This window comes from Streptomyces sp. NPDC088766, from assembly GCF_044750845.1.
In the GTDB taxonomy this organism is placed as follows: domain Bacteria; phylum Actinomycetota; class Actinomycetes; order Streptomycetales; family Streptomycetaceae; genus Streptomyces.
The window spans coordinates 15,471-38,043 of sequence record NZ_JBIVKQ010000032.1; the positions used below are offsets into that span (position 1 = coordinate 15,471).

Below are 22,573 nucleotides of genomic sequence, written 5' to 3' on the forward strand. Positions count from 1 at the left end.
GACCGGGTGGGGTGGGGGGGGGGGTGGCGCCCGGGGGGGTATGCCCCCCCCCGTGTGGCCTGAGGGTGCGGGGGGGCGGGGGCGGGGGGGGGCCCGCCCCCCCCCACGGCGAAGGCGATCTCCCGGGCGGTCGGCAGTTCACCACCCTCGACGACGGTGAGGCGCATCGCCGCCCTCAACGCCGGATCCGTGTACTTGGTCAGTCGCACAACCGCATCGTAGCTAACTTGCTTTTAAGATTCATATTTACGGTGTGTGGTGTGCGTCTCCCTCCGGCGGTCGCGGGCGGAGGCGTCACGGGAGTGTCTCCTGTCCGGTCCATACGGTGAAACGCACCTGCTGCCGCAGGACGGAACGGGGCCGGTCGCCCACGAGGTCCGCCGCCCGCACCGAGATCTGTCGGCAGCGATGTGATCCGACCTCACATCCCCTTACCGGTCCACCTCGACACCACCTGGCGACAATTTTCCACCGTGTGAGCGAGGCCGTGACCGGACAGGACCTTCCACGGCCGGACGTGACACAACGTATGTTTGCCGACGGCACATCATCCGAGACTTCGCGGCCGGCCACGGGACCGCACCTCGCCGGCAGGCACTTTCTCCTCACGAAGGAGTCACCTTCATGCCCGCAATCCTGATCCACGGCGTTCCGGACACCCACCGTGTGTGGGACGGTGCCCGCAGGTACCTGTCCCGTGACGATGTGGAGGCCTGGGACCTGCCCGGCTTCGCTACGACGTCGGTTCCCCCCCCCGGGTGCGGCAGGGCTGGGGGCCGGAGGACCTGATCGAGGTCCGGACGCCACTCGAGGACGACATGAAGAAGGTGCGGAACAAGCCGGGTGCGACCCGTCTCGGGTTCGCGCTGCTGCTGAAGTCCTTCGAGGTGGAGGCCCGGTTCCCGGAGTCGGCCAAGGAGATCCCAGCCGCGATTGCCGACAGGGTTCGACGACAGACGGAGTCCGATTGGTCGCGGTCGTCCCGGTGGCGCCGGATGCTCAGGAACCGCCCCGCTCGCGGGGGATCTTCTCCCCGGCCTCGATCGCCACGGGCAGCCGGTTCTCGGCCGGCGGCAGCGGGCAGGTGGCCAGGTCGGTGTAGGCGCACGGCAGGTTCGTCGCCCGGTTGAAGTCCAGGACGACCGTGCCGTCGGCGGCGGGCGGGTCGAGGGCGAGGGCCCGGTTGGCCGCGTAGGTGGTGACCCCGGAGGTCGCGTCGGTGAACAGCACCAGCAGGCTCCCCGGGCCGTGTCCGGGGAACGCGGTCAGCGTCAGGGGGCGTCCCTCCAGCACGAACTCGACCCGGCCCGGCGCGTCGTACACGTGTTCAAGGCCTTCGACCGCCGCACCCACGGTCGTCGGCCGCGGCTCGTCGAAGGCGGTGTAGCGGCCGGTCACCGCCCAGCGGGGATGCGGGGTGTAGGCGGGCGTGCCGGTGAAGGCGGAGCGCAGGGGGGCGTCCGGGTGCCGGGGACGGACGATGTCGTGTCCGCCGCGCTTGGCCACCTCGATCACGGCGTCGCCCCAGACCGCGTCGACTCCGCCGCGCTCCGGGAGCACCCCGAAGCGGTGCTCACCGCGGACGGGGGTTCCGCCCACGACCAGTTCCTCACCGTCGTCGAGGACCACGACGACCCCGTCGGTGCCGGTGGACCAGGCGCCCGGAGCGTCCCGGAAGCGCTGCGGCTCGTTGCCGAGCCAGTGCAGGCCGGTGACCGCGAGGAACCCGTGGGGGTCGGCGAGTCGTGCCTCCCGCCCGGAGTGCCACTCCTGCCAGTCGCGGGTGAAGGCGGACAGCTCTGCGGTGGTGTCCTGAAGGGTCATGTGTGTTTCTTCTCCAAAGGGTCGGATGCGGCCGTGGCGTAACGGCCGCCGGGGATCGCCGCGAGCAGCTCGCGGGTGTACGCGTGGCGGGGGCGGACGAACAGGTCTTCGGCGGTACCCCTCTCGACGATGCGGCCGGCCCGCATGACGGCGACCTCGTGCGCGATCTGGCGTACGACGGCCAGGTCGTGCGAGATGAACAGGTACGCCACCCCGGTGTCGGCCTGCAGTTCGGCGAGCAGGTCGAGGACCTGGGACTGGACGGACACGTCGAGCGCGGACACCGGCTCGTCGCAGACCACCAGGTCGGGGGAGAGCGCCAGCGCGCGGGCGATCGCCACGCGCTGCCGCTGGCCGCCGGACAGCTCCGCCGGGCGGCGCTCCAGCGTCGACGCCGGCAGCGCCACCCGATCGAGCAGGTCCCGGGCCCGGGCGAGCCGGGAGGCGCGGTCGCCGACCTTGAAGGCACGCAACGGCTCGGTGATCACCTCGCCGATGGAGAACCTCGGGTCCAGCGAGGCGTACGGGTTCTGGTAGACGAGCTGGGCCCGGCGGCGCAACTGCCTCACCCGTGACCCGCGCGCGGCCGTGACGTCGGTGCCGTCGAACACGACGCGCCCGGCGGTCGGGTCGGTCAGACGGAGCACCAGCCGGGCGGTGGTGGACTTCCCGGATCCGGACTCGCCGACCAGGGCCAGCGTGCGGCCCCGGTGGAGGGTGAAGCTGACGTCGTCCACCGCGCGCACACTGCGCGCCGAGCCCTTGGAGCGGGGGAGGCGGAACTCCTTGACCACGCCGTGGACCTCGACCAGCGGCGCCGCCTCGGCGGCGGACGGTGTCGTGACCGTGGCCCGGGGGCGGGCCGTGGCCAGGCTCGGCGCGCCGGCCAGCAGCCGCCGGGTGTACTCGTGCCGCGGGTCGTCGAGGACGTCACGGGTCGGACCGGCCTCGACGACCCGGCCCCCGGACATGACCACGATCCGCTGTGCCCGGTCGGCGGCGACGCCGAGGTCGTGGGTCACCAGCAGAACGGCGGTGCCGGACTCCTCGGTGAGATGCTGCAGGTGGTCGAGGATGACCCGTTGCACGGTGACGTCCAGTGCGCTGGTCGGCTCGTCGGCGATGATCAGCTTCGGCCGGCCGGCGATGGCCGTCGCGATCAGGGCACGCTGCCGCATCCCGCCGGACAGCTCGTGCGGATACTGCCGGGCGCGGGTGGCCGCGTCGGGCAGCCCGGCCCGGTCCAGGATCGCGATCGCCTCCGACGCAGCGGAGCGGCGGGTCGCCAGCCCGTGGATGCGCAGCACCTCCGAGACCTGCTCACCGATGCGTTTGACCGGGTTGAGCGACACCGTGGGGTCCTGGGGCACCAGGCCGATCTGCGCACCGCGTACGGTGCGCAGATCGCGTTCGGACAGCGAGGCGAGGTCGTGCCGGCCGAAGCGGACCGTGCCGGCGTCGATGCTGCCGTTCGCCGCCAGGAGCCGGACGATCGCATGGGCGGTCGTGCTCTTGCCGGATCCGGACTCGCCGACCACCGCGGTCACCTGGCCCGGCCGTACGTCGAGGTCGACGCCGCGCACGGCCTGCACCGTGCCGCCGCGGGTGCGGTACGAAACCGACAGGCCCCTTACCTCCAGCAGTGGTTCCGGTGTGTTCGTCAAGTTCCCACCCGTTCCGGGGTCGTTCGTCGTGGGGCCGGTCATCGCTGTCGGGACCATTCGCCGTCCAGCGCCCGCGCGATGCGGTTGGTGGCCAGCACGGTCGCGGCGATCGCCAGGCCGGGCAGTGCGGTGAGCCACCAGGCGTTCGCCAGGTAGTTGCGCCCGTCGGAGATCAACGTGCCCCACTCCGGTGCGGGGGGCGGCGCCCCGTAACCGAGGAAGCTCAGCGACGACACGGCCAGGACGGAGGCGCCGAAGTCGAGTGTGGCCAGGACGATCACCGGGCCTGCCGCGTTGGGCAGCACGTGCCTGCCCAGCACCGAGTACCAGCGGGACCCGGATGATCGCGACGCCTCGACGAAGACCGCCTGCCGCACCCGCAGTACCTCCGCGCGCGTCACCCGGGCGAAGCCGGCGACGCCGGCCGCCCCGACCGCGACCGCGACCTTCACCGTTCCGTAGCCCAGCGCCGTGACCAGTGCGAGGGACAGGAACAGCGCCGGGATCGACAGCAGTACGTCGACGAAGCGCATCAGCACGTCGTCGACCCAGCGGCCCACGAATCCGGCGACCAGGCCCAGCAGACCGCCGACCACGAAGGCGACCGCCACCGCGATCAGCGTGGCCTTCAGCGACAGCTGCGCACCGTGCACCACCCGGGAGAAAAGGTCGCGTCCCAGCTCGTCGGTACCGAACCAGTGCGCGCCGCCGGGGCTTCGGAAGTTCTGCGACGGCACCCCGTCCAGCGGGTCCCGCGAGGTGAACGTCCCCGGCCGAAACGCCGCCAGCACCACGAGGACCACGACGAGGACCGATGCCAGCAGACCGGGGCGGCGCAGGAAGAACCGCAGGACGCGCCGCAGTTCGGGACCTCGCCCGGGACTCGGGCCGATGCCGGGTTCGACCGGTGGCGCCGAGCCGGGCGCGGCACCGGTGGTGACGTCGTCGACAAGGGACCGGGTCATGCGAAACTCCCCTTCCTTCCGGAGGCCACCACGATCCGCGGGTCGAGAAGCGGATAGACGAGATCGACGGCCAGGTTGGCCAGCACGAAGATCAGTGCCCCGAACACCACGACTCCCTGGACCAGCGGGATGTCCTGGGCCGTGACCGCGGCCGCCGTGACCCGGCCCAGGCCGTCGCGGGAGAACACGGTCTCGACGACCACCGAACCGGCGATCAGCTGCCCGGCCAGCAGCCCGACGACCGTCAGCGCCGGCAACGACGCGTTGCGCAGAGCGTGCCGCAGGTGGATCCGCCACCTGCCCGCGCCCTTGGCCCGGGCGGTCTCCACATAGGCCTGGTCCAGGGCCGTGAGCAGGCTCTTGGCCAGCACCTGTGCGACCTGCGCACCGGTCGGGATCGCCAGTGTCAGCGCCGGCAGCACCAGGCCCCGCAGACCGTCGTTGCCGAACGCCGGGAACCACCGCAGCCGGAAGGAGAACAGCTCGACGAACAGCAGCCCCACCCAGAAGGTCGGCACCGACACGCCGAGCGGCGGCAACGACAGCAGCAGTTGCCGCAGCCACCGCTGCGAGGTGCAGGTCGCCAGCACCGCGAGACCGCCGCCGAGGACCACCGCGAGCACCAGCGCCGTACCGGTCAGCGCCAGGGTCTGCGGCAGTGCGTCGCCCAGGGTCGAGGTCACCGAACGGCCGGTGGAGACCGAGTCGCCGAAGTCCCCGCGCACCGCGTTGCCGAGGTGGTCGGCGTACTGCGCCAGTACCGGCTTGTCGAAGCCGTACTCGTGCCGAAGCCTGGCGAGCTGCGCCGGATCGATCTGCGCGGAGTCCGCTCCGGCACCGGCCATCGCCGACACCGGATCACCGGGCAGGAAGTCCAGCACCAGGAACGAGACCGTGTAGGCCGCCCACAGCACTCCGAGCGCCTGCGCGACGCGTTTGATCACGTAGTGGAGCATGCGCTAGCCGATCCAGGTGTCGTGCAGCTGGATCCGGCTGGAGGCCTCGAGGCCGAGGCCGTGCACCTTCTTCGCCACCCCGAGCTGGGTCTGCAGCTCCACCACCGGCACCACGTACGCGTTCTGCACGATCAACCGCTGTGCCTGGCCGACCAGTTGCTTGCGCTTGGCCGCATCGGTGGTGGCCGCCTGCTGGGTCAGCAGCGAGTCCAGCGGACTCGCCGGCAGGTGGTAGAAGTTGGCCAGCCGGGTGGAGTACTGGCTGCGCAGGATGTCCGGGTCGGCCCGGGTCAGGTTGCCCCACACGGCGTCGAAGTCGCCGGACTGCAGCGTCGGGGCGAACTGGGTGATCTGCCGTTCCTCGAGCACCACGTCGATGCCGACGGCCTTGAGCTGCTGCTGGATCAGCTCCAGTGCGGGCTGGTTCGTGGCCGCGTTGGCGAACCACGTGACGGACAGCCTCAGTCTGCCGCCGTTCTTCGTCCGGATGCCGTCGCTGCCCGTCTTCCAGCCGGCCGAGTCCAGCAGGGACTTCGCCCTCGCCGCGTCGTGGGCCAGCTCCGGGCCGAGGTCGGCGTAGTCCGGTGTGGTGTGCGCCAGGATGCTGGTGGCCGGCTGCGTACCGGTCGGGAACACGGCGTCGACGATCTGCTGCCGGTCGATGGCGAACAGGATCGCCTGACGCACCTTCACGTCCTTGAGCAGCGGCCGGGAGTTGTTCAGCCCCAGGTGGAACACGTTGCCCGGGTTGGCCCGCCGCAGCAGGTCCACGTGAGCGCCCTTGAGCGCCGCCTCGTCGGCCTTGCCCACGCTGCTGATCGCGTCCACCTGACCGGACTGGAGGCTGCCGGTGCGCACCCCTGCCTCGGGCACCACCTTGAACACCAGCTTGTCGAGGTACGCCGCGCCCTTCTTGGTCCACAGCGAGGAACCCCAGTCGTAATCGGCGCGCTTGGCCAAGGTGATCGACTGGTTCTGCACGTACTGCTTCAGCGTGAACGGGCCGCTGCCGGCGATTCCCCGGCTGCACTTCTGCTGCGGGGACCTCTTCACGCTCGCCGACGACTCGATGCCCAGTGAGAACGTGGAAGTGGCCTGCAGGAACTGGGCGTTGGGCTGCTTGAACTTCACCCGCACGGTGAGCGGGCCGACCACGGAGGTGCTTTCCACGCCGCTCAGGTACCCCTGGGCCAGGCCCCCCAGGGCGCCCAGCTTCGGTACCGCGTCGAAGTTGTCCTTGACCACCTGCGCGGTCAGCGGTGTCCCGTCGCTGAAGGTGACACCGGATCTGAGGTGGAAGGTGAAGGTCGTCGTGTCCGGGCTGATGTCCCAGCTCTTCGCCAGCCACGGCACGATCCTGCCGGTCCCGGGGTCCTGGTCGGTCAGGGAGTCGACGATCTGGCGCAGCGAGTAGACGGTGTCGTTGCTGGCGACCTGCTGCGGATCCACGCAGCCGGCGTCGGAGCCCACCGCGAAGGTCAGTGTGCCGCCGGACCGGGCCCGGCCGCTGTCGTTGCTCGAACCGCTGCCGCCGCCGGACGAGCATGCGGTCAGCAGCACACTGGTTGTCAGGAGCGCGGTCAGTGCCGCCCGTCGGGCAGGGCGGGAATCCGGATGCGGTATCACGGAATGATTTCTCCTACTCGAAAGCCGTCACGCACGTTTCCGTGCGGACATGGAGAGGCGTGGACGGTGTCGCTCCCGGGAAAGAGCGACACGGTCAAAGGGCGTGGGGCGGGGAAGGATCAGGAGGTTGCCGCGGGCGTCAGAGGCAGCGGTGAACGTCCTCGGACAGCCGACGGGACTCGGTCAGCCACGACACAGGCAAGTGGTGATGCGCTGCAGGTCGATGTGGCGTCGGCGGGAGAATCGGGAGAGAGCCGCCACGGCCGTGATGGAGGGACTCGAGACGCTGCTGTGCCGCACGCTCATTCCTCCGTGGTCCAGGCCCTGTCACGGGGCCACGCGCTTGCCGGGTGGGCGACCCGGCCGGGCTTTCACCTGGAGCACCCCACCGCGTCGGAGGGTTGCCGGTCAGCAAGCCAGGGCTTCACGCTGACACTCAATGCCACTTGAAACTTTACCGATCGCCGCCGTGATCCGTCAATGGAGCCGGCCGCAGTCCGAGCCGCGTCGGTCGGCGGTCGCAGGAGGCCGGGCCGCGTGATCGAGATCGTCGAAGGTGACCGCCGCATCGGACGCGACCGGTGCGGCGAGGTGTGCCCGACGTGCGTGTTCGACAGGGCCCCGACGGTGTTCCGGTGATCGCGCGACGGGACAACTGCCGGACCTGCTTGCGGCGTGAGGCGTACTGACCGGCCGACCCGCTGTTCGTCGCACCACCGGTGACGCGGTCCCTTCCGGCTCGTGCTTCCGCGATGCGGCGGAACTCGACGAGTCCGGCCTGCTCGGCGGGTACCGGCGCGCACCCGGCTGCGGCAGGGGAAGGGCGCTCGGTGCCCGTACCGCGGTCGGGACCGGTCGCCGACACCGGTGACCCCGTCCACGGCGGCGGCCGCCGCCCGGCCACGACCGGCATCGGCCTCATCGCCGTCACGTCGGCGAGACGCTCTACGCTCTCCTCGGGGCACGAGCCGGGGTCCGCATCGGCTGACACGCGCGCAGGGGGAACCGGGTGGAGTGGGGACTGGGAGCGGCCGGCGTCGTGGTCGGCCTGCTGATCGCCGTGGTGACCGCCCCGGCCGGGGTGTCCGGAGCCGTCTTCCTGCTGCCGGTGCAACTGAGCGTGTTCGCTGTCCCCGACCCGGCCGTCACCCCCACGAACCTTCTCTACAACGTCGTAGCAGGGCCAGGTGCCCTCCTGCGCTACCGGCGTGCCGGTGCCCTGCGAGGCCCGCTCGTCCGCCGGCTGGTGACGGGCACGCTCCCCGGCGTGGTCCTCGGCGCGTTCATCCGCGTCTTCGCCCTGCCGGGCCCCCACGTCTTCCGGCTCCTGATCGCCGCCCTGATGCTGCCGCTCGGCCTCTGGCTGATCACCGGGACACTCCGCCCCGCGCACCTGGAGAGCCCGCGCCCCGAGCCCGCGCCCCGGACGGTCACCGGCCTCGCGCTCGCCGTCGGGGTGGTGGGCGGGATCTACGGCATCGGCGGTGGCTCGATCCTCGGCCCCGTCCTGGCCGGCCGCGGGGTCCCTGTCGCCAAGGTCGCCCCCGCCGCGCTCGCCTCCACCTTCGCCACGTCCGTCGTCGGAGCCTCCACCTACGCGCTGCTGTCCCTGGCCCGAACCGGCAGCATCGCCCCCGACTGGTCCCTCGGCCTGGCCTGCGGCCTCGGCGGCCTCATCGGCGGCTACCTGGGTGCCCGCCTCCAGCCCCGTCTGCCCGAAACGCTCCTCCGTCTGCTGCTGGGCACCCTCGCCACCGCCCTCGGCGCCCTCTACGCGATCGACGCGCTCAGCTGACCCCCGCGACGGGCGGGGTCCCCCGCCGAAGGCCGCAGGGGGGAACCGCCACTGACGGCGAACCCGGGCTGTCGCTCCCCGCGCGGCGGACCGGGCCGGCACACCGTGGAACACGTGCGGCCGGGGCCGTCTCCTGCGCGCACAGCGCGGCCGGCTCCGCCGTGGGGGTGATGCCCGCCTCCGCGGAGCCGGTGCCGTGCGCCGGGGGCGGCGCGGCGGGGCGGCGCTGCCGGGCGGGTGTCCGTGGCGGGCGCGATCCGCTGGTTCAGCGGGTGACCAGCAGGCCCCGGCCGCGCAGCACCCACCGTTCCAGCGGGCTGAAGATCAGCAGGTCGATGGCGATGCCGACGAGCAGGATCAGGAAGATGGCCAGGAACACCTGCGACATGCTGGAGTTGTTCCGCCCGTTCTCCAGCAACTGGCCGAGGCCGACGCCCAGATCGGGCGAGGAGGCGATGATCTCGGCGGCCATCAGCGACCGCCAGGAGAACGCCCAGCCCTGCTTCAGCCCCGCCAGGTAGCCGGGCAGCGCCCCGGGCATCACGATGTGCCAGGCCCCGCGCAGCCCGGTCGCGCCCAGTGTCCGGCCGGCGCGCAGGAACAGCGGGGGGATCTGGTCGATGCCCGCGACGAGGCCGTTGGCGATGGAGGGGACCGCGCCGAGCAGGATCACGGCGTACATCATCGAGTCGTTCAGGCCCACCCAGATCACGGCGGGGGGCACCCAGGCCACCGACGGCAGCGACTGCAGGCCGGACAGGATCGGGCCGATCGCCGCCCGGACGAAGGCGACCCGGGCGACCAGCAGGCCGAGCGGCGTACCGATGACGAGGGCCATCAGGAAGCCGAGCAGACCGCGCGAGACGCTGGTCCAGATGTAGTCGAGCAGCGTGCCCTGCCGCCAGGCGGCGGTCACCTCGTCCCCCACCGCCGACGGCGGGGGCAGCTTGTAGGCGGGGGCGATCTCGGCCCACACCAGCAGCTGCCAGACCACCAGCACCAGTGCGACGGCGGTGACGGGCGGCAGCACCTTGCGTGTCAGCGTCTCGCGCAGCGGCGTACGACCGGTCCGTACGGAGTCCAGCGCGTCGAGCCCGGCCTCCAGACCCGTCAGGTCACGGGGATCTTGGGGCTCCCCGGTTGCGGGAGAGCCGCCCTTCGCGATGTCGACGCCGGTGTCAGTGCCGGCCATGGCGGCGGATCTCCTCACGCAGTTCCTCGGTGATCTCGAGGGACAACCGGGCGACCGCGCTGTCCTCGATGCGGCGCGGCTGCGGGATGCCGACGGTCCATTCCCGGGCGATGCGCCCCGGCCGTGAGGACAGCAGCACCACCCGCTGCGCCAGCTTCACCGCCTCCCGCACGTTGTGCGTCACGAACAGCACCGACAGTCCCGTCTCACTCCAGATGCGGGTCAGCTCGTCGTGCAGTACGTCACGGGTGATGGCGTCCAGTGCGGCGAACGGTTCGTCCATCAGCAGCAGCCGGCTGTCCTGGGCCAGCGCACGGGCCAGGGCGACGCGCTGCTGCATGCCGCCGGACAGTTCGTGCACCCGCTTGCGGTACGCGTCCTGCAGCCGTACGAGTTCCAGCAGCCGTTCCGCCTCCTGCCGGCGTTCCTGCTTGGCGACTCCGCGCAGTTTCAGGGCGAGTTCGACGTTCTTGCCCGCGGTCAGCCACGGGAACAGGGCGTGTTCCTGGAACATCAGGGCGGGCCGGCCGTCCGTGTCGATCGAGCCGGCGGACGGCCGGTCCAGTCCCGCGACCAGGTTGAGCAGGGTGGACTTGCCGCAGCCGGAGGCCCCCAGGAGGGTGACGAACTCGCCCGGTGCGACATCGAGCGTGATGTCGTCGAGCACGAGCTGCTGTCCGCCGGGCGTGCCCGGTACGCGGAAGGACTTCGAGACGTGCTCGATCCGGGCGGCGTGCGCGGCCGCCGTGGCGTCCTCGGCAGTCTTGGCGATCGTGGTCGTCATGGTCGTCACCTCCTGGGAACGTGATCGGGTCCGGTCGTCCTTACCGGGCGCCGAGACCGGCGTCGTCGACCGTGTCCTTGCCCTCGGCCTTGAGGACCTTGTTGAGGAGGGTGAGGTCGTAGATGCTCTTCAGGTCGGGCTTCTCCAGCAGGCCGGCCTTCACCGCGTGCTCCGCCTCGGCGTCGAGGGTGGCGGCCAGCGGGTCGTCGAGGAAGGTGACGGACTTCCACGCCGGGTCGAGGACGCCGGCGGGCAGCGCCTTGCCGGACAGCTTCTCCAGTGCCGTGTTGGCGGACGCCTTCGCCTTGTCCGGGTTGGCGTTGATCCACTCGTTGGTCTTCACCGAGCCGCGCAGTACGGCCTCGACGACGTCCGGGTGCTGCTTGAGGAACTTCTGCGACACGATGATGTTCGTGATCACGAACTTCTTGTCGGGCCACAGGTCGGACTCGTCCAGCAGCACCTCGGCGCCCTCGGCGACCAGCTTGGACGCGGTCGGCTCGGGCACCCAGGCGCCGTCGATGGAACCGGACTTGTAGGCGTCGGGGGTGATCTTGTTGTCGGTGCGGACGACGGAGACGTCGCCCTTGCCGCTCTGGGCGTCGACCTTCCAGCCCTTGTCCGCGATCCAGTTGAGGAACGCCACGTCCTGCGTGTTGCCGAGCTGCGGGGTGGCGATCTTCTTGCCCTTGACGTCGTCCAGGGATTTGATCTTCTTCGGGTCGACGACGAGCTTCACGCCGCCGGAGGCGGAACCGCCGATGATGCGCAGGTTCTTGCCGTCCGACTTGGTGTAGCCGTTGATGGCGGGGGAGGGGCCGATCCAGCCGATGTCGATGGAGCCGGCGTTGAGCGCCTCGATCTCGGAGGGACCGGCGTTGAAGGTCGAGGCTTTGATCGTGGTCCCGCCGAGCTCCTTCTGGAGCAGCCCCTCCTGGACGCCCACGAGAGCGGTGGCGTGCGTGAGGTTGGGGAAGTAGCCGATCTTCACCTCGTCGGCGGAGAGCTTCTCGGCGCCGGCCGCGACCGCGCTCTTCCCGCCCTCGTCGGTCGACTCGGAGCCGTACCCGCAGGCGGTCAGCAGCACGGGGAGCGAGGCTATGACGGCGATGGTGCGCAGGGTGGTGAGCGGTCTCGCGGCAGACACGGAGGTGTCCTTTCGGGGAATTGGGTGAACAGGGAGGTACGAGAAGGCGGGGCGACTGCTTGTCGGCACGCGCCGGCACCCCCACCCCTCGGCCGTCGGTGGCAGGCATGCCGGCCCGTGCCGAGAAGTGGAACGCCGGGGCGCAGCCGGCCGAAGGCGTCCGGTCCGCCGACGGAGCCGGAGCGGACGGGGAGGCCGTGCTGGTTCGGAGGGGGTCAGGTGCTGCTGCGTCGGAGGGGCCGACAGATGGCACTGGACGTACGGACGAGGTCGATGTGACGACGCGACGTCAGAAGGGGCAGCATCCGGCTCGTGCGGTCGAGCGTTCGCATGGCCACCCCCATCGATCCCTAGTATTCCTACCTGGTTGATGGGGATCGTGGCAGAAGGTGGCGCCCACCCCAAGGGGGTGTTCACATGGTGAACAACCCCTTCTCGCTATTTGGGACAGACGGTGGGTGGCTCGGTGCGTCAGGGGGTTTGTCCGGGCGCCGGGGCCTTGGTCGACGCGGACATGTCGGCGGGCGGCCGGGCCGTGAGTTGCCGCCGACAGCGGCATGGCCGTGGCAGCCCGACTGCGAGATGCGGTGGTGGAGAGCGGCGTCCGCCGGCGGGTTCAGCGTCCGACGGCGCAGCCGGCGCCGGCCCGGAGATCCGGACCGACGCGCAGGCGCGCGACGAGGTTTCGGACTCGGCGGACGGCCGAGCGGGCTCTGCCGGCGATCCGGCGATCCGGCGATCCGGCGATCCGGCGATCCGGCGATCCTGCGCCCCGTGACCTCCGGGTCAGACGGGCAGGACGAAGGGAGGGTGCGCACCGTTGAGGAAGTAGTCCCCGACGTCGCGGAGCCGGTGGGCGGGGGGCTCGTACAGGGTGTGGGTCCGGGCGTTGCGCCAGAAGCGGTCGAAGCCCAGCCGTGCGGAGGCGGAGCGGGCGCCGATGATGTCGAGGGCGCGGGTGGTGGACTCCTGCGCGGCCCGGGAGGCGGCGGCTTCGGCCATGGTGACGAGGACCGAGATGTCCGCGTACTCGTCGTAGGTGAGATCCTCGCCGCGTGCCAGCCCGGCGTGCACGGCCTCCAGTGCTTGATCGGTGAGTGCGGAGGCGGAGCGGGTGAGGACGGTGATTTCTCCGTAGGCGGTCAGTACCTGCGGGTCCTGGGAGTGGTCGACCGGCCGGGCGGGATACCAGGGCGAGTGCCCTGCCCGGCTGTATTCGCGGGCTTCGGCGAGCACCCCCTCGGCGATGCCGAGAAGGAGCTGGACGGAGAGGAGGCGTCCGACCGGCGAGGTGAGAGCAGCCATGGGGGACAGGACGTCCTCGTCGGCGGAGAGGGAACCGAGTACGTCGCGGGCGGCGACCGGTACGGCGTCGAACTCCACGCTGCCGCCGGCCGCGAGCCGCTGGCCGAAGGTGCCGGTGTCGCCGTCGATCCGGACGCCGTGGTGGGCGGGATCGACGACGACGGCGAGCGGTTCGCCGGTGTCGGCCCGCACGGCCCGCACGGCGAGGCGGTCGGCCACCAGGACCCCGGTGGCGTAGCTCTGACGACCGTCGAGCGTGTAGCCCCTGGCCTTCCTGGTCAGGGTCGGAGGCAGTTCTTGGCGGGCGAAACCGCCGCCCCAGCACCACTGCTCCGTCGCGGACTGCCGCTCGATCCGGGCGGCGAGAGAGGGCTCGGTGAAGAACCGGGCGTTCCACGACAGGAAGTAGTGACAGCCCAGCAGTTGACCGATCGCGCCGTCGGCGGCGGCGATCTCCCGGACGACCGCGTACGCCGTGGGCCAGTCCGCGCCGCCGCCCCCCAGTTCGGCCGGTACCAGGAGCGTCAGCAGTCCTGCCTCACGCAGCCGGGACACCTCGTCGAAGGGGGCCTTGCCCGCCTGCTCCCGGCTCACCGCGTCCGTGGCCAGGTCGTCCGCCGCCTCGCGGGCCACGCGCAGCCAGAGCGCACGGCCGGGCCCGCTCCGGTCGGATTCCGGGACGAGTCCGGACGGCGCGGTGGCAACGCCCATGGCGGTGGTCTCCTCAAGGTCGGCATCAGGGTGCGGTGTTGGGGCTTTCCTGCTGGTCGGGCACGTACTTGTAGCCCACGCGCCGTACGGTGACGATCCGGTGCCGGTGAGCGCTGCCGAGCTTGCGGCGCAGGCGCGCGACGTGGACATCCACGGTGCGGCCGTCGCCGATGTGCTCGTAGCCCCAGATGTCGGACATCAGCTGCTCGCGCGAGTGCACCTGGTGGGGATGCAGAACCAGATGGGCCAGCAGCCCGAACTCCAGGTAGGTGAGGTCGAGTTCGCGTCCGTCCAGTTCGGCGACGTGCCGTGCGGAATCGATGCGCAGGGTCCCGACTCCCCTCTGTCGCACGGGAGACGGGTCCGCGTGGGCGACCGGTCGGATCTCCGGCCGTGTCACGTTCTCGGCGAAGAGCCGGGCGGGATCGGTGCCCTCGGGGACGAGTACGAGGTAGCCGACGAGGGGGGGGGCGAACCGTCTTGCTCCGTGCCGCTCTGCGTGGTGTCGTCCACGAGGCGCAGACGGCGCATGTCCGGGAGCGGTGAATCCGGTGGAGCGGCCTGGGCCGGAAGTGCCGTGGTCATGGCGGTCGTCCTTCAGGGGTGTGTCGGGCCACCAGGCGCAGCGGGCGGATTCGCCTGACCGCCTGGGAGGAAGGAGAAGGAGCGGAGTGGCACGGGCGACGTGTGAGCCGTGTGCCTCACGGGCGACAGCAGGCGGCGCTGACGACGTGACCAAAGTCGACATGCCGACGACGAACGAGTCGTTGCTGCGGGGGGGACATGTGCATCATCCTGCGCACCTGCCGGGCAGGCCGTCAACATTTCCCTAGTAATTCGATCGGGAATGTAGGGAACGCAACACCGTGGGCGGGCTCACCGGTCACCGCCGACCGCCGACCGCCGACCGCCGACGGGCCTCGGGTGCGTTCGCCCCGTCCGATCGGGCGACAAGTGCGACCGGACGGCCCAGGGCCTCACGAAGGCCTGGACGGCTCGCGTCACCGTGCTCGCCGCGTCCCTCGATGCGACCGGTGCGGCTGCCGCGCGCGGCGGAACACCGGAGCTGCCCGACTCAGGTCCATCATCCGGGCCTGAGTTGACGAGAAGCGAGATGTGCTGCTCAATTGGTCGCATGAATGCCGAGCAGCGCCTGGTCACCCGTGACCACATCGACTTCGGTCGAGTGTGGTCCGCCGCGTGTTGCACCTGACTCGGCCAAGGGCCGTCCGGTCGGTTCGTTCCTCCCACGGTGCCCCGTCGCGGGCCGAGTGCTTCCCTCGCCGCACCGTCGTACGCGTTCGCTGAACACACGCTGAATCCGTGGACGGACGGTCCTGCGAGACCTGACACGCGGGACTGCGGCCCGACCCCGCCGAAGGCCCGTGCCCCGGCGTCATCAGATCTGCTCCCCACCTGGTTTACAGCCCTCTGAAGTGCCGTCACACCCGGCCGCACCCTGGGCTGCTCCGTCGTGCCCGCACGCCGCCCACGCACGGCCCCGGAGGACTCGAGAAAGGCCATCTCCCATGCCAGCGGAGTTCCTCGGCATCGCCGCCACCAACGCCGGCTCCGAAACCCCCCGCGCCCCGGTGCCGCCTTCGACAAGGAGTACCGATGCCTTCCGTCGGTACGACGCGACCACGGCCGAGCCGACGGGGGTCCCCACGGACGGAGTCCGGGGGAGGAGCCGGACGCACTCCGCCCAGTGGCGGCGCGGCCTGGCCCGGCGCGTCGTCGCCGAGCCGGAGCGTGAGGCGGGCACCCGCGGTCACCGGCGGATCCACCTGACCACCGGGCCGAGCCGGTTGGAGGCCCGCGGCCCGCACCCGACGACCGGTCACACCCCGTTGTCCGGCGACGAGGCCCGCAGGGCCTGCCCGCCGAGGCCGTGACCAAGTCCGAGACCAACCCGCCCGGACCGCCCCAGTCCGACAAGCAGCCCGCCCGGACCGCCCCAGTCCGACAAGCAGCCCTCGCAGGAACGGGACCCGCAGCACCGCCGTGGTGCGGGGTCCGCTCCGCGTCCCCGCACCGACCCCACCCCCGTCCCACGCCCCCGAAGGGTCCGCCATGGCCACCGTCCTCTCCGTATCCGGAAGTCCCTCCGCCGCCTCCCGTACCGCCCGCCTGCTGCGCCATCTGGACCGGCGGCTCGCGGCCCAGGGGCACGAGGTGATCCCGCTCGACGTCCGCACCATCCCCGCCGAGGCACTGCTCGGCGCCGACTTCCGGCACCCGGCGATCGTCGAGGCGGCCGAACTGTTCGCCCGCGCCGACGGGGTCGTGATCGGCACACCCGTCTACAAGGCCGCCTACTCCGGGCTGCTGAAGTCCCTGCTGGACCTGCTGCCGCAGTACGGACTGACCGGCAAGACGGTCCTGCCGCTGGCGACCGGCGGGAGCACGGCACACGTCCTGGCGATCGACTACGCCCTGCGCCCGGTCCTCAGTTCCATGGGCGCCGCGCACATCGTCCAGGGCTGGTTCACGCTCGACAAGGACATCGCGGTCGGCACCGACGGCACGCTCACCGTCGCGCCGGGCCCGGCCGAGGCCCTCGCACAGGTCGTCGACCAGTTCTCCGAAGCCCTCGGCAGCCGAACGGCCCTGCCGGCTGCCGCCGGACGAGCAGCCTGACCGTGACCGCCGACGACGACGAGCGAAGGGCGTGAGCCCCAAGTGAGCCTCACCTTCCACTGGTTCCTGCCCACCAACGGCGACAGCCGCCACGTCGTGGGCGGCGGCCACGGCACCCCGGTCACCGCGACCGGAGGCGACCGGCCGCCGAACATCGGCTACCTCACCCAGATCGCCCGCGCCGCCGAGGACCTAGGCTTCACCGGCGCGCTGACCCCCACCGGCGCCTGGTGCGAGGACGCCTGGCTGACCACCGCCATGGTCAGCCGGCACACCGAGCGGCTGAAGTTCCTGGTCGCCTTCCGGCCCGGCTTCGTCTCACCCACGCTGGCCGCGCAGATGGCGTCCACCTTCCAGCGGCAGAGCGGCGGCCGCCTGCTGCTCAACGTGGTCGCGGGAGGGGAGAGCCACGAGCAGCGCGCCTACGGTGACTTCCTCGACAAGGACGCCCGCTACGCCCGCACGGACGAGTTCCTTCAGGTCGTCCGCGCGCTGTGGGACGGCGGGACCGTGAATCTGGCGGGCGAGCACCTCAGGGTCGAGGACGCGCGGCTCACCCGGTTGCCCGACCCCGTGCCGGAGATCTACTTCGGTGGTTCCTCGCCCGCCGCGGGGGAGGTCGCGGCACGGCACGCCGACGTCTACCTCACCTGGGGCGAGCCGCCCGCCGCCGTCGCCGAGAAGACCGCTTGGATCCGGACCCTGGCGAAGCAGGAGGGACGGAACATCCGCTTCGGCATCCGCCTCCACGTCATCACCCGCGACACCGCCGAGCAGGCGTGGGCGGAGGCGCGGCGACTGCTCGACGGCTTCGATCCCGAGACCGTCGCCGCCGTACAGGCAGGGCTCGCCCGCAGCGAGTCCGAGGGACAGAAACGCATGCTCGCCCTGCACGGCGGCGGCCGCGACGGACTGGAGATCCACCCCAACCTGTGGGCCGGCATCGGCCTGGTGCGCGGCGGAGCCGGTACGGCACTGGTCGGCAGCCACGACGAGGTGGCCGAACGGATCGCCGAGTACCACCGGCTCGGCATCGACGAGTTCGTCCTCTCCGGCTACCCGCACCTGGAGGAGGCGTACTGGTTCGGCGAGAACGTCCTGCCGCGCCTCGCCGCTCAGGGACTGTGGACCCGGGCCACGCGCACGGACCCGGCCGCCCGGCCCGCGGCCGCGATCCCCTCCGCAGGCTCGTGAACTCAGCGATGAGCCTCGTCCTGCTGCCGGCGGGCCGGGGCCGCTGCCCGCGTGAGCGGGGCGAACCCGCCCTGCGGGCGCCGACGTTCGTGACCGGTCGCGCTGATTCCGGTGCGTTCCGTGCGGCCGTCGAGAAGGCCGCGGGTGCGGTCTCACCTGGTGGTCACTTGCATTGACATTCTTTTCGGGACATGCCTAACTTGCGACGCAGACCGAGATGCCTGAGGGCCGGAGAAGTGATGGTGACAGCGATGTACGCAGCCGACGGGACCGCCGCACGGCGACGCCCCGGCCGCGTCCTGCTGTGCGCGGACCGCTCCGTCGACCTGCTGCGCGTCAACAGCGCGCTGTGTACGGCCGCCTGTCGCACCCTCTGTCGAGGCTGACGGCTTTCTGAGCCTCTGACGACCACCGCCGTCGCGGTGTGACCTCTCCCCGCCCAGCCCCCGTTCCGCGTGCACCCGTGCGTCGCCGCGTGCCGAGCCGTTCCCGCTCGGCGCGGTACTGCCGCATTCCGTGGACCGGGGTTTCCGAATCCGCTGGAGCCCACCATGAGTGAATCCCCGGGCATCGCTGTGTCCTCCGGATCAGCACCGCCCGCCGGGGCGACACCCCGCCCCGACACCTCCGCCGAGGCGATCCCCCGCCCCGACACCTCCGCCGAGGCGATCCCCCGCCCCGACACCCCTGCCGCGCCGAAGCCCCTGACGGCGCAGCGAGTCCTTCCGCTCCGGCGCCCCGGCCGCTGGATCACCACGGCCGTCGTGCTCGTGCTGGTTGCCCAGATCACCCACGGACTGGTGACCAACCCCTTTTTCCAGTGGGACCGCTTCTCGTACTGGTTCCTGCGCCCGACGATCCTCGACGGTCTGCTCATCACCCTCGAAGTCACCGTGTACAGCGCCGTGCTGGGCCTGCTCGGCGGCGTCCTGCTGGCACTGGCCCGGCTCTCCCCGAGCCCGGTGCTGCGCGCGGTCAGCTGGGTCTACACCTGGCTGTTCCGGTCGGTGCCGCTGATCGTGGTCCTGCTGTTCCTCTACAACTTCAGTGCGCTCTACCAGACGTTGAGCGTGGGAGTGCCGTTCGGCCCGGCCTTCTTCACCTTCGACGAGTCCCGGCTCGCCACCGACATGGTCGTCGCGGTCGTCGGACTGAGTCTGAACGAGGCGGCGTACGCTTCCGAGGCGGTGCGCGGCGGCATCCTCTCCGTCGACCAGGGCCAGCACGAGGCGGCCGCCGCCCTCGGCCTGCCCAGGCGGTACCAGTTCGCGAAGATCGTGTTCCCGCAGGCGCTGCGCTCCATCACCCCGAACTACGTCAACCAGCTGATCGGCCTGATCAAGGGCACCTCACTGGTCTTCTACGTCTCGCTGCTCGACCTCTTCGGCTCGGTACAGAGCATGGGCAGCACCTACCCCGGCGACATCGTGCCGCTGCTGCTGGTCGCCACCACCTGGTACCTGATCCTCACCAGTCTCGTGTCCGTCATCCAGTTCTACGTCGAGCGGTACTACTCGCGGGGCGCGCTGCGCACCCTGCCGCCGACCCCGCTGCAGAAGCTGCTGACCGTTCTGCGCGACCTGCGGGCCCGAGTCCGGAGGGAGACGGCGATATGACGGCCAAGACGACTGGGACGACCGGGACGGCCAAGACGACCGGGACGGCCAAGACGACCGGGAAGACCGAGGCGACACCGACGGCGGAGACCGGCGTGACGCACGGGACACGCCCTGCCGCGGTCGAGGTGCACGACGTGCACAAGTGGTACGGCGCCCACCGGGTCCTGGACGGGGTGGAGCTGACCGTGCGGCCCGGAGAGGTCACGGTCATCCTGGGCCCCTCCGGCTCAGGCAAGTCCACGCTCCTCAGGGTGATCAACCACCTGGAGAAGCCCGAGATCGGCCATGTCAGCCTGAACGGTGAGCTGATCGGCGTACGCAGACACGGCGATCGTCTGAAGGAACTGAGCGAACGGGCCATCCTGGCCCAGCGCGGCCGGATCGGCTTCGTGTTCCAGAACTTCAACCTCTTCCCCCACCTGACCGTGCTGGACAACGTGGCGGCGGCTCCGGTGGCGACCGGCAAACTGACCAGGCCCGAGGCCCAGGAACTGGCCCGCGACCTGCTCGCCCGCGTCGGGCTCGCGGACAAGACCGCCGCCTACCCCCGGCAGCTGTCCGGCGGCCAGCAGCAGCGCGTGGCCATCGCACGTGCCCTCGCCCTGCGGCCCGGGGTCATCCTCTTCGACGAACCCACCTCCGCCCTCGACCCCGAACTGGTCGGCGAGGTACTGGCCGTCATCAAGGACCTGGCCGGCAGCGGCACCACCCTCGTCATCGTCACCCACGAGATCGGCTTCGCCCGTGAGATCGCCGACCGGGTGGTCTTCATGGACGGCGGCCGGATCGTCGAACAGGGCCCGCCCGCCGAGGTGCTGGACCACCCGAAACACGAGCGGACCAGGGACTTCCTCAGCAAGGTCCTGTGACCCTGCCGTCCGCTCGGCGGAACGCCTCCACAGCGCTCCTTCCGCGGCCCGCGACCCACCGGGACCGCCTCACCCCCCCGCTGCACACACTCTCATCGCACAACCGACAAGGACACCCATGCGCACTCCCAGCCTCCGCAGCAGACTCCTCCGAGGCGTCACCGCGTCCGCAGCCGTCGCCTCCCTCGCCGCAGGGCTCGCCGCGTGCGGTGGCGACAGTGACGCCGCCACCAGGACCGACAGCCAGTCGGCCGGCACGGTCACCGTCGGCGCACTCTCCAACGGAGCCGCCGAGGAGACCGAACTGAAGGTCTCCGAGGTGAAGTCGATCAGTGCCGAACTGCCCAAGTCGGTCGCCGAGAGCGGCAAGTTGGTGATCGGTGTCGGCGCCCTGCCCGCCGGCTTCCCGCCGCTGGCGTACGTGGGCGAGGACCAGAAGACCCTCACCGGTGCCGAACCCGACCTCGGCCGGCTGGTCGCCGCGGTCCTCGGGCTGAAGCCGGAGGTGAAGAACTCCACCTGGGAGAACCTGTTCGTCGGCATCGACAGCGGCAAGGTCGACGTGGCCTTCTCGAACGTCACCGACACCGAGGAGCGCAAGAAGAAGTACGAGTTCGCCTCCTACCGGCAGGACAACCTCGCCTTCGAGGTGCCGAAGAAGAGCACCTGGAACTTCGACGGCGACTACAGGAACCTGGCCGGCAAGACCGTCTCCGTGGGCGCCGGCACCAACCAGGAGAAGATCCTGCTGGAGTGGAAGGAGAAGCTGGCCGAGGAGGGCAAGAAACTCACCGTCAAGTACTTCCAGGACAACAACAGCGTCTACCTGGCCCTGTCCAGCGGGAAGATCGACGCCTACTTCGGGCCCAACCCCGGCATCTCCTACCACATCACCCAGGTCGCCAGGACGCCCGACCCGACGCGCAACGCGGGCGAGTTCTCCGGCGCGGGAGCGACGCTCCAGGGCCTCATCGCGGCCACCGCGAAGAACGGCAGCGGGCTGGCCAAGCCGCTCGCGGACGCGATCAACCACCTGATCGAGAACGGCCAGTACGCCAAGTGGCTCACCGCCTGGAACCTCTCCAACGAGGCCGTCGCCAAGTCCGAGGTCAACCCGCCCGGGCTGCCGCTCGACAACTCCTGATCCGCCGCCCGCCCCAGGGGCTCCGCCGTGTCACGGCGGAGCCCGGGCCGTGCCCCGCCGCGTTCCAGATACGGAGATCCCGCACCGCCATGTCCACCAGCGTTCACCACGCCCCGTCCCCGAGCCCGACGGAACCGCACGTCCTGGACAACGCCGCCTGGGCCGCGCTCACGGGCCCGCACGCCCATCTCGCCGAGCGTGTGGGCCGGGCCGCCCGCTACCCGAGGGACGTCTCCCCGTTCACCGCCCTGGAGGACCCCGCCGATCCCCGTGCCTGGGACGACCTGGCCGCCCTGGTGGGACCGGGCACCGTCACCCCGGTCACCGCCGTCCGGACCGTGCCGGGCGGCTGGGAGACCGAGGACAGCGGTGAGGGCGTCCAGATGGTCGACACCGCGCTGCACGCCGAACCCGCACCCGAAGCGGTACGGCTCGGGGCCGCCGACGTACCCGAGATCCTCGGCCTGATCGCCCTCACCCGGCCGGGCCCCTTCCTGCCCCGTACCGTCGAACTCGGCACCTACCTCGGCATCCGGGACCGCGGGCGGCTGATCGCCCTGGCCGGCGAACGCCTCCGCCCGCCGGGCTGGACCGAGATCAGCGCCGTCTGCACCCATCCCGACCACCGCGGCCGCGGCCTGGCCACCCGGCTGGTCCGCGCGGTCGCGGCGGGCATCAGGGAACGCGGCGACACGCCCTTCCTCCACGCGGCCGCGAGCAACACCGACGCGATCCGGCTCTACGAGTCGATCGGGTTCACGCTGCGCCGTCGTACGCGGTTCGCGCTGGTGCGCGCGCCGGGCGGGCAGCCGGAAACGCAAGGCCGCGGCGGACAGGAAGCCGGACGGCCGGAAGGAAGGGCATAGCCGTGCTGCCGTGCCTGCCGACGAGCGAGCGGCGCCCCTTCGGGGGCCCGCGGGCCCGAGACCGGCCAGGACCCCGGGGTGCCGGGCCGGAAGGGCGCAGATGAGGCACATGCGTCCCGTGTCCCGTCACCGCGCCGTGGAACCCGCCCCGCCCCGCCGCCCGCACCTGTGCTCCCGGCCGCACGTCGACCTGCTGCGCACGGCCGGCGCGCTCCGTTGCTCCTGACCCGTTGTCCTCACAGCCACACCCTTCGTACGGGGCCGACTCCCTC

21 protein-coding genes, 1 pseudogene and 1 riboswitch are annotated in these 22,573 nt (G+C 71.3%); of the genes and pseudogenes, 10 read left to right on the forward strand and 12 right to left on the reverse strand.

The window, feature by feature from the left end:
• Positions 1–758: 758 nt before the first annotated feature.
• Positions 759–956: pseudogene (locus ACIP5W_RS31940) on the forward strand (hypothetical protein); the annotation flags it as partial.
• Positions 957–999: 43 nt separating this feature from the next.
• Here ACIP5W_RS31940 and ACIP5W_RS31945 read toward each other — a convergent pair.
• The 6 genes from ACIP5W_RS31945 to ACIP5W_RS31970 form a co-directional block, all read right to left on the reverse strand.
• Positions 1,000–1,824 (reverse strand): DUF1684 domain-containing protein, encoded by an 825-nt coding sequence (locus ACIP5W_RS31945; RefSeq protein ID WP_401480914.1) that lies wholly within the window; start codon positions 1,822–1,824, stop codon positions 1,000–1,002.
• A complete protein-coding gene (locus ACIP5W_RS31950) occupies positions 1,821–3,530 on the reverse strand; it encodes a dipeptide ABC transporter ATP-binding protein (RefSeq protein WP_401480916.1) in 1,710 nt (569 codons plus the stop codon). The genes ACIP5W_RS31945 and ACIP5W_RS31950 overlap by 4 nt, the downstream gene beginning before the upstream one ends.
• Complete coding sequence (locus tag ACIP5W_RS31955; RefSeq protein WP_401480918.1) at positions 3,527–4,453, reverse strand: ABC transporter permease; 927 nt, start codon at positions 4,451–4,453, stop codon at positions 3,527–3,529. The genes ACIP5W_RS31950 and ACIP5W_RS31955 overlap by 4 nt, the downstream gene beginning before the upstream one ends.
• The gene (locus ACIP5W_RS31960) at positions 4,450–5,409 is read right to left on the reverse strand and encodes an ABC transporter permease (protein ID WP_401480920.1); all 960 of its coding nucleotides are present in this window, start codon (positions 5,407–5,409) and stop codon (positions 4,450–4,452) included. The genes ACIP5W_RS31955 and ACIP5W_RS31960 overlap by 4 nt, the downstream gene beginning before the upstream one ends.
• A 3-nt stretch (positions 5,410–5,412) precedes the next feature.
• A complete protein-coding gene (locus ACIP5W_RS31965; protein WP_401480922.1) occupies positions 5,413–7,035 on the reverse strand; it encodes an ABC transporter substrate-binding protein in 1,623 nt (540 codons plus the stop codon).
• Positions 7,036–7,218: 183 nt separating this feature from the next.
• Complete coding sequence (locus ACIP5W_RS31970) at positions 7,219–7,341, reverse strand: putative leader peptide (protein ID WP_401480924.1); 123 nt, start codon at positions 7,339–7,341, stop codon at positions 7,219–7,221.
• 28 nt (positions 7,342–7,369) lie between these two features.
• Positions 7,370–7,479: riboswitch (SAM riboswitch) on the reverse strand.
• A gap of 565 nt (positions 7,480–8,044) precedes the next feature.
• On the opposite strand from ACIP5W_RS31970, the gene ACIP5W_RS31975 reads away from it, so the two are divergent.
• The gene (locus tag ACIP5W_RS31975) at positions 8,045–8,830 is read left to right on the forward strand and encodes a TSUP family transporter (protein WP_401480926.1); all 786 of its coding nucleotides are present in this window, start codon (positions 8,045–8,047) and stop codon (positions 8,828–8,830) included.
• Positions 8,831–9,095: 265 nt separating this feature from the next.
• Here the strand turns inward: ACIP5W_RS31975 and ACIP5W_RS31980 are convergent, their stop codons facing one another.
• The 6 genes from ACIP5W_RS31980 to ACIP5W_RS32005 all read right to left on the reverse strand — a co-directional run bounded on the left by ACIP5W_RS31980 (position 9,096) and on the right by ACIP5W_RS32005 (position 14,321).
• Positions 9,096–10,022 (reverse strand): ABC transporter permease, encoded by a 927-nt coding sequence (locus ACIP5W_RS31980; RefSeq protein WP_401480928.1) that lies wholly within the window; start codon positions 10,020–10,022, stop codon positions 9,096–9,098.
• Positions 10,009–10,806: an ABC transporter ATP-binding protein gene (locus tag ACIP5W_RS31985; RefSeq protein ID WP_401480929.1), complete on the reverse strand. Its 798-nt coding sequence runs from the start codon at positions 10,804–10,806 to the stop codon at positions 10,009–10,011. The genes ACIP5W_RS31980 and ACIP5W_RS31985 overlap by 14 nt, the downstream gene beginning before the upstream one ends.
• A 40-nt stretch (positions 10,807–10,846) precedes the next feature.
• The gene (locus ACIP5W_RS31990; RefSeq protein WP_401480931.1) at positions 10,847–11,953 is read right to left on the reverse strand and encodes an aliphatic sulfonate ABC transporter substrate-binding protein; all 1,107 of its coding nucleotides are present in this window, start codon (positions 11,951–11,953) and stop codon (positions 10,847–10,849) included.
• A 215-nt stretch (positions 11,954–12,168) separates the two neighbouring features.
• The gene (locus ACIP5W_RS31995; protein ID WP_401480933.1) at positions 12,169–12,297 is read right to left on the reverse strand and encodes a putative leader peptide; all 129 of its coding nucleotides are present in this window, start codon (positions 12,295–12,297) and stop codon (positions 12,169–12,171) included.
• Positions 12,298–12,739: 442 nt separating this feature from the next.
• The gene (locus ACIP5W_RS32000) at positions 12,740–13,969 is read right to left on the reverse strand and encodes an acyl-CoA dehydrogenase family protein (RefSeq protein ID WP_401480935.1); all 1,230 of its coding nucleotides are present in this window, start codon (positions 13,967–13,969) and stop codon (positions 12,740–12,742) included.
• 25 nt (positions 13,970–13,994) lie between these two features.
• Positions 13,995–14,321 carry a winged helix-turn-helix domain-containing protein gene (locus ACIP5W_RS32005; RefSeq protein ID WP_401480937.1) on the reverse strand — a complete coding sequence of 109 codons (327 nt, stop codon included), beginning with the start codon at positions 14,319–14,321 and terminating at the stop codon, positions 13,995–13,997.
• 1,177 nt (positions 14,322–15,498) lie between these two features.
• On the opposite strand from ACIP5W_RS32005, the gene ACIP5W_RS32010 reads away from it, so the two are divergent.
• The 8 genes from ACIP5W_RS32010 (at position 15,499) to ACIP5W_RS32045 (ending at position 22,301) form a co-directional block, all read left to right on the forward strand.
• Positions 15,499–15,864 carry a hypothetical protein gene (locus tag ACIP5W_RS32010; protein WP_401480939.1) on the forward strand — a complete coding sequence of 122 codons (366 nt, stop codon included), beginning with the start codon at positions 15,499–15,501 and terminating at the stop codon, positions 15,862–15,864.
• Positions 15,865–16,042: 178 nt separating this feature from the next.
• Positions 16,043–16,609 carry an NADPH-dependent FMN reductase gene (gene ssuE / locus ACIP5W_RS32015; protein ID WP_401480941.1) on the forward strand — a complete coding sequence of 189 codons (567 nt, stop codon included), beginning with the start codon at positions 16,043–16,045 and terminating at the stop codon, positions 16,607–16,609.
• 42 nt (positions 16,610–16,651) lie between these two features.
• Positions 16,652–17,803, forward strand: coding sequence for an LLM class flavin-dependent oxidoreductase (locus ACIP5W_RS32020; protein ID WP_401480943.1), 1,152 nt, complete (start codon positions 16,652–16,654; stop codon positions 17,801–17,803).
• A 251-nt stretch (positions 17,804–18,054) separates the two neighbouring features.
• Positions 18,055–18,189, forward strand: coding sequence for a hypothetical protein (locus ACIP5W_RS32025; RefSeq protein ID WP_401480945.1), 135 nt, complete (start codon positions 18,055–18,057; stop codon positions 18,187–18,189).
• 165 nt (positions 18,190–18,354) lie between these two features.
• Positions 18,355–19,419 carry an amino acid ABC transporter permease gene (locus tag ACIP5W_RS32030; protein ID WP_401480947.1) on the forward strand — a complete coding sequence of 355 codons (1,065 nt, stop codon included), beginning with the start codon at positions 18,355–18,357 and terminating at the stop codon, positions 19,417–19,419.
• Positions 19,416–20,291, forward strand: a complete 876-nt coding sequence (locus tag ACIP5W_RS32035) for an amino acid ABC transporter ATP-binding protein (RefSeq protein ID WP_401480949.1) — start codon at positions 19,416–19,418, stop codon at positions 20,289–20,291. The genes ACIP5W_RS32030 and ACIP5W_RS32035 overlap by 4 nt, the downstream gene beginning before the upstream one ends.
• 118 nt (positions 20,292–20,409) lie before the next feature.
• A complete protein-coding gene (locus ACIP5W_RS32040; RefSeq protein WP_401480951.1) occupies positions 20,410–21,435 on the forward strand; it encodes an ABC transporter substrate-binding protein in 1,026 nt (341 codons plus the stop codon).
• Positions 21,436–21,524: 89 nt separating this feature from the next.
• Positions 21,525–22,301, forward strand: coding sequence for a GNAT family N-acetyltransferase (locus ACIP5W_RS32045; protein WP_401480953.1), 777 nt, complete (start codon positions 21,525–21,527; stop codon positions 22,299–22,301).
• The last annotated feature ends 272 nt before the right edge of the window (positions 22,302–22,573 follow it).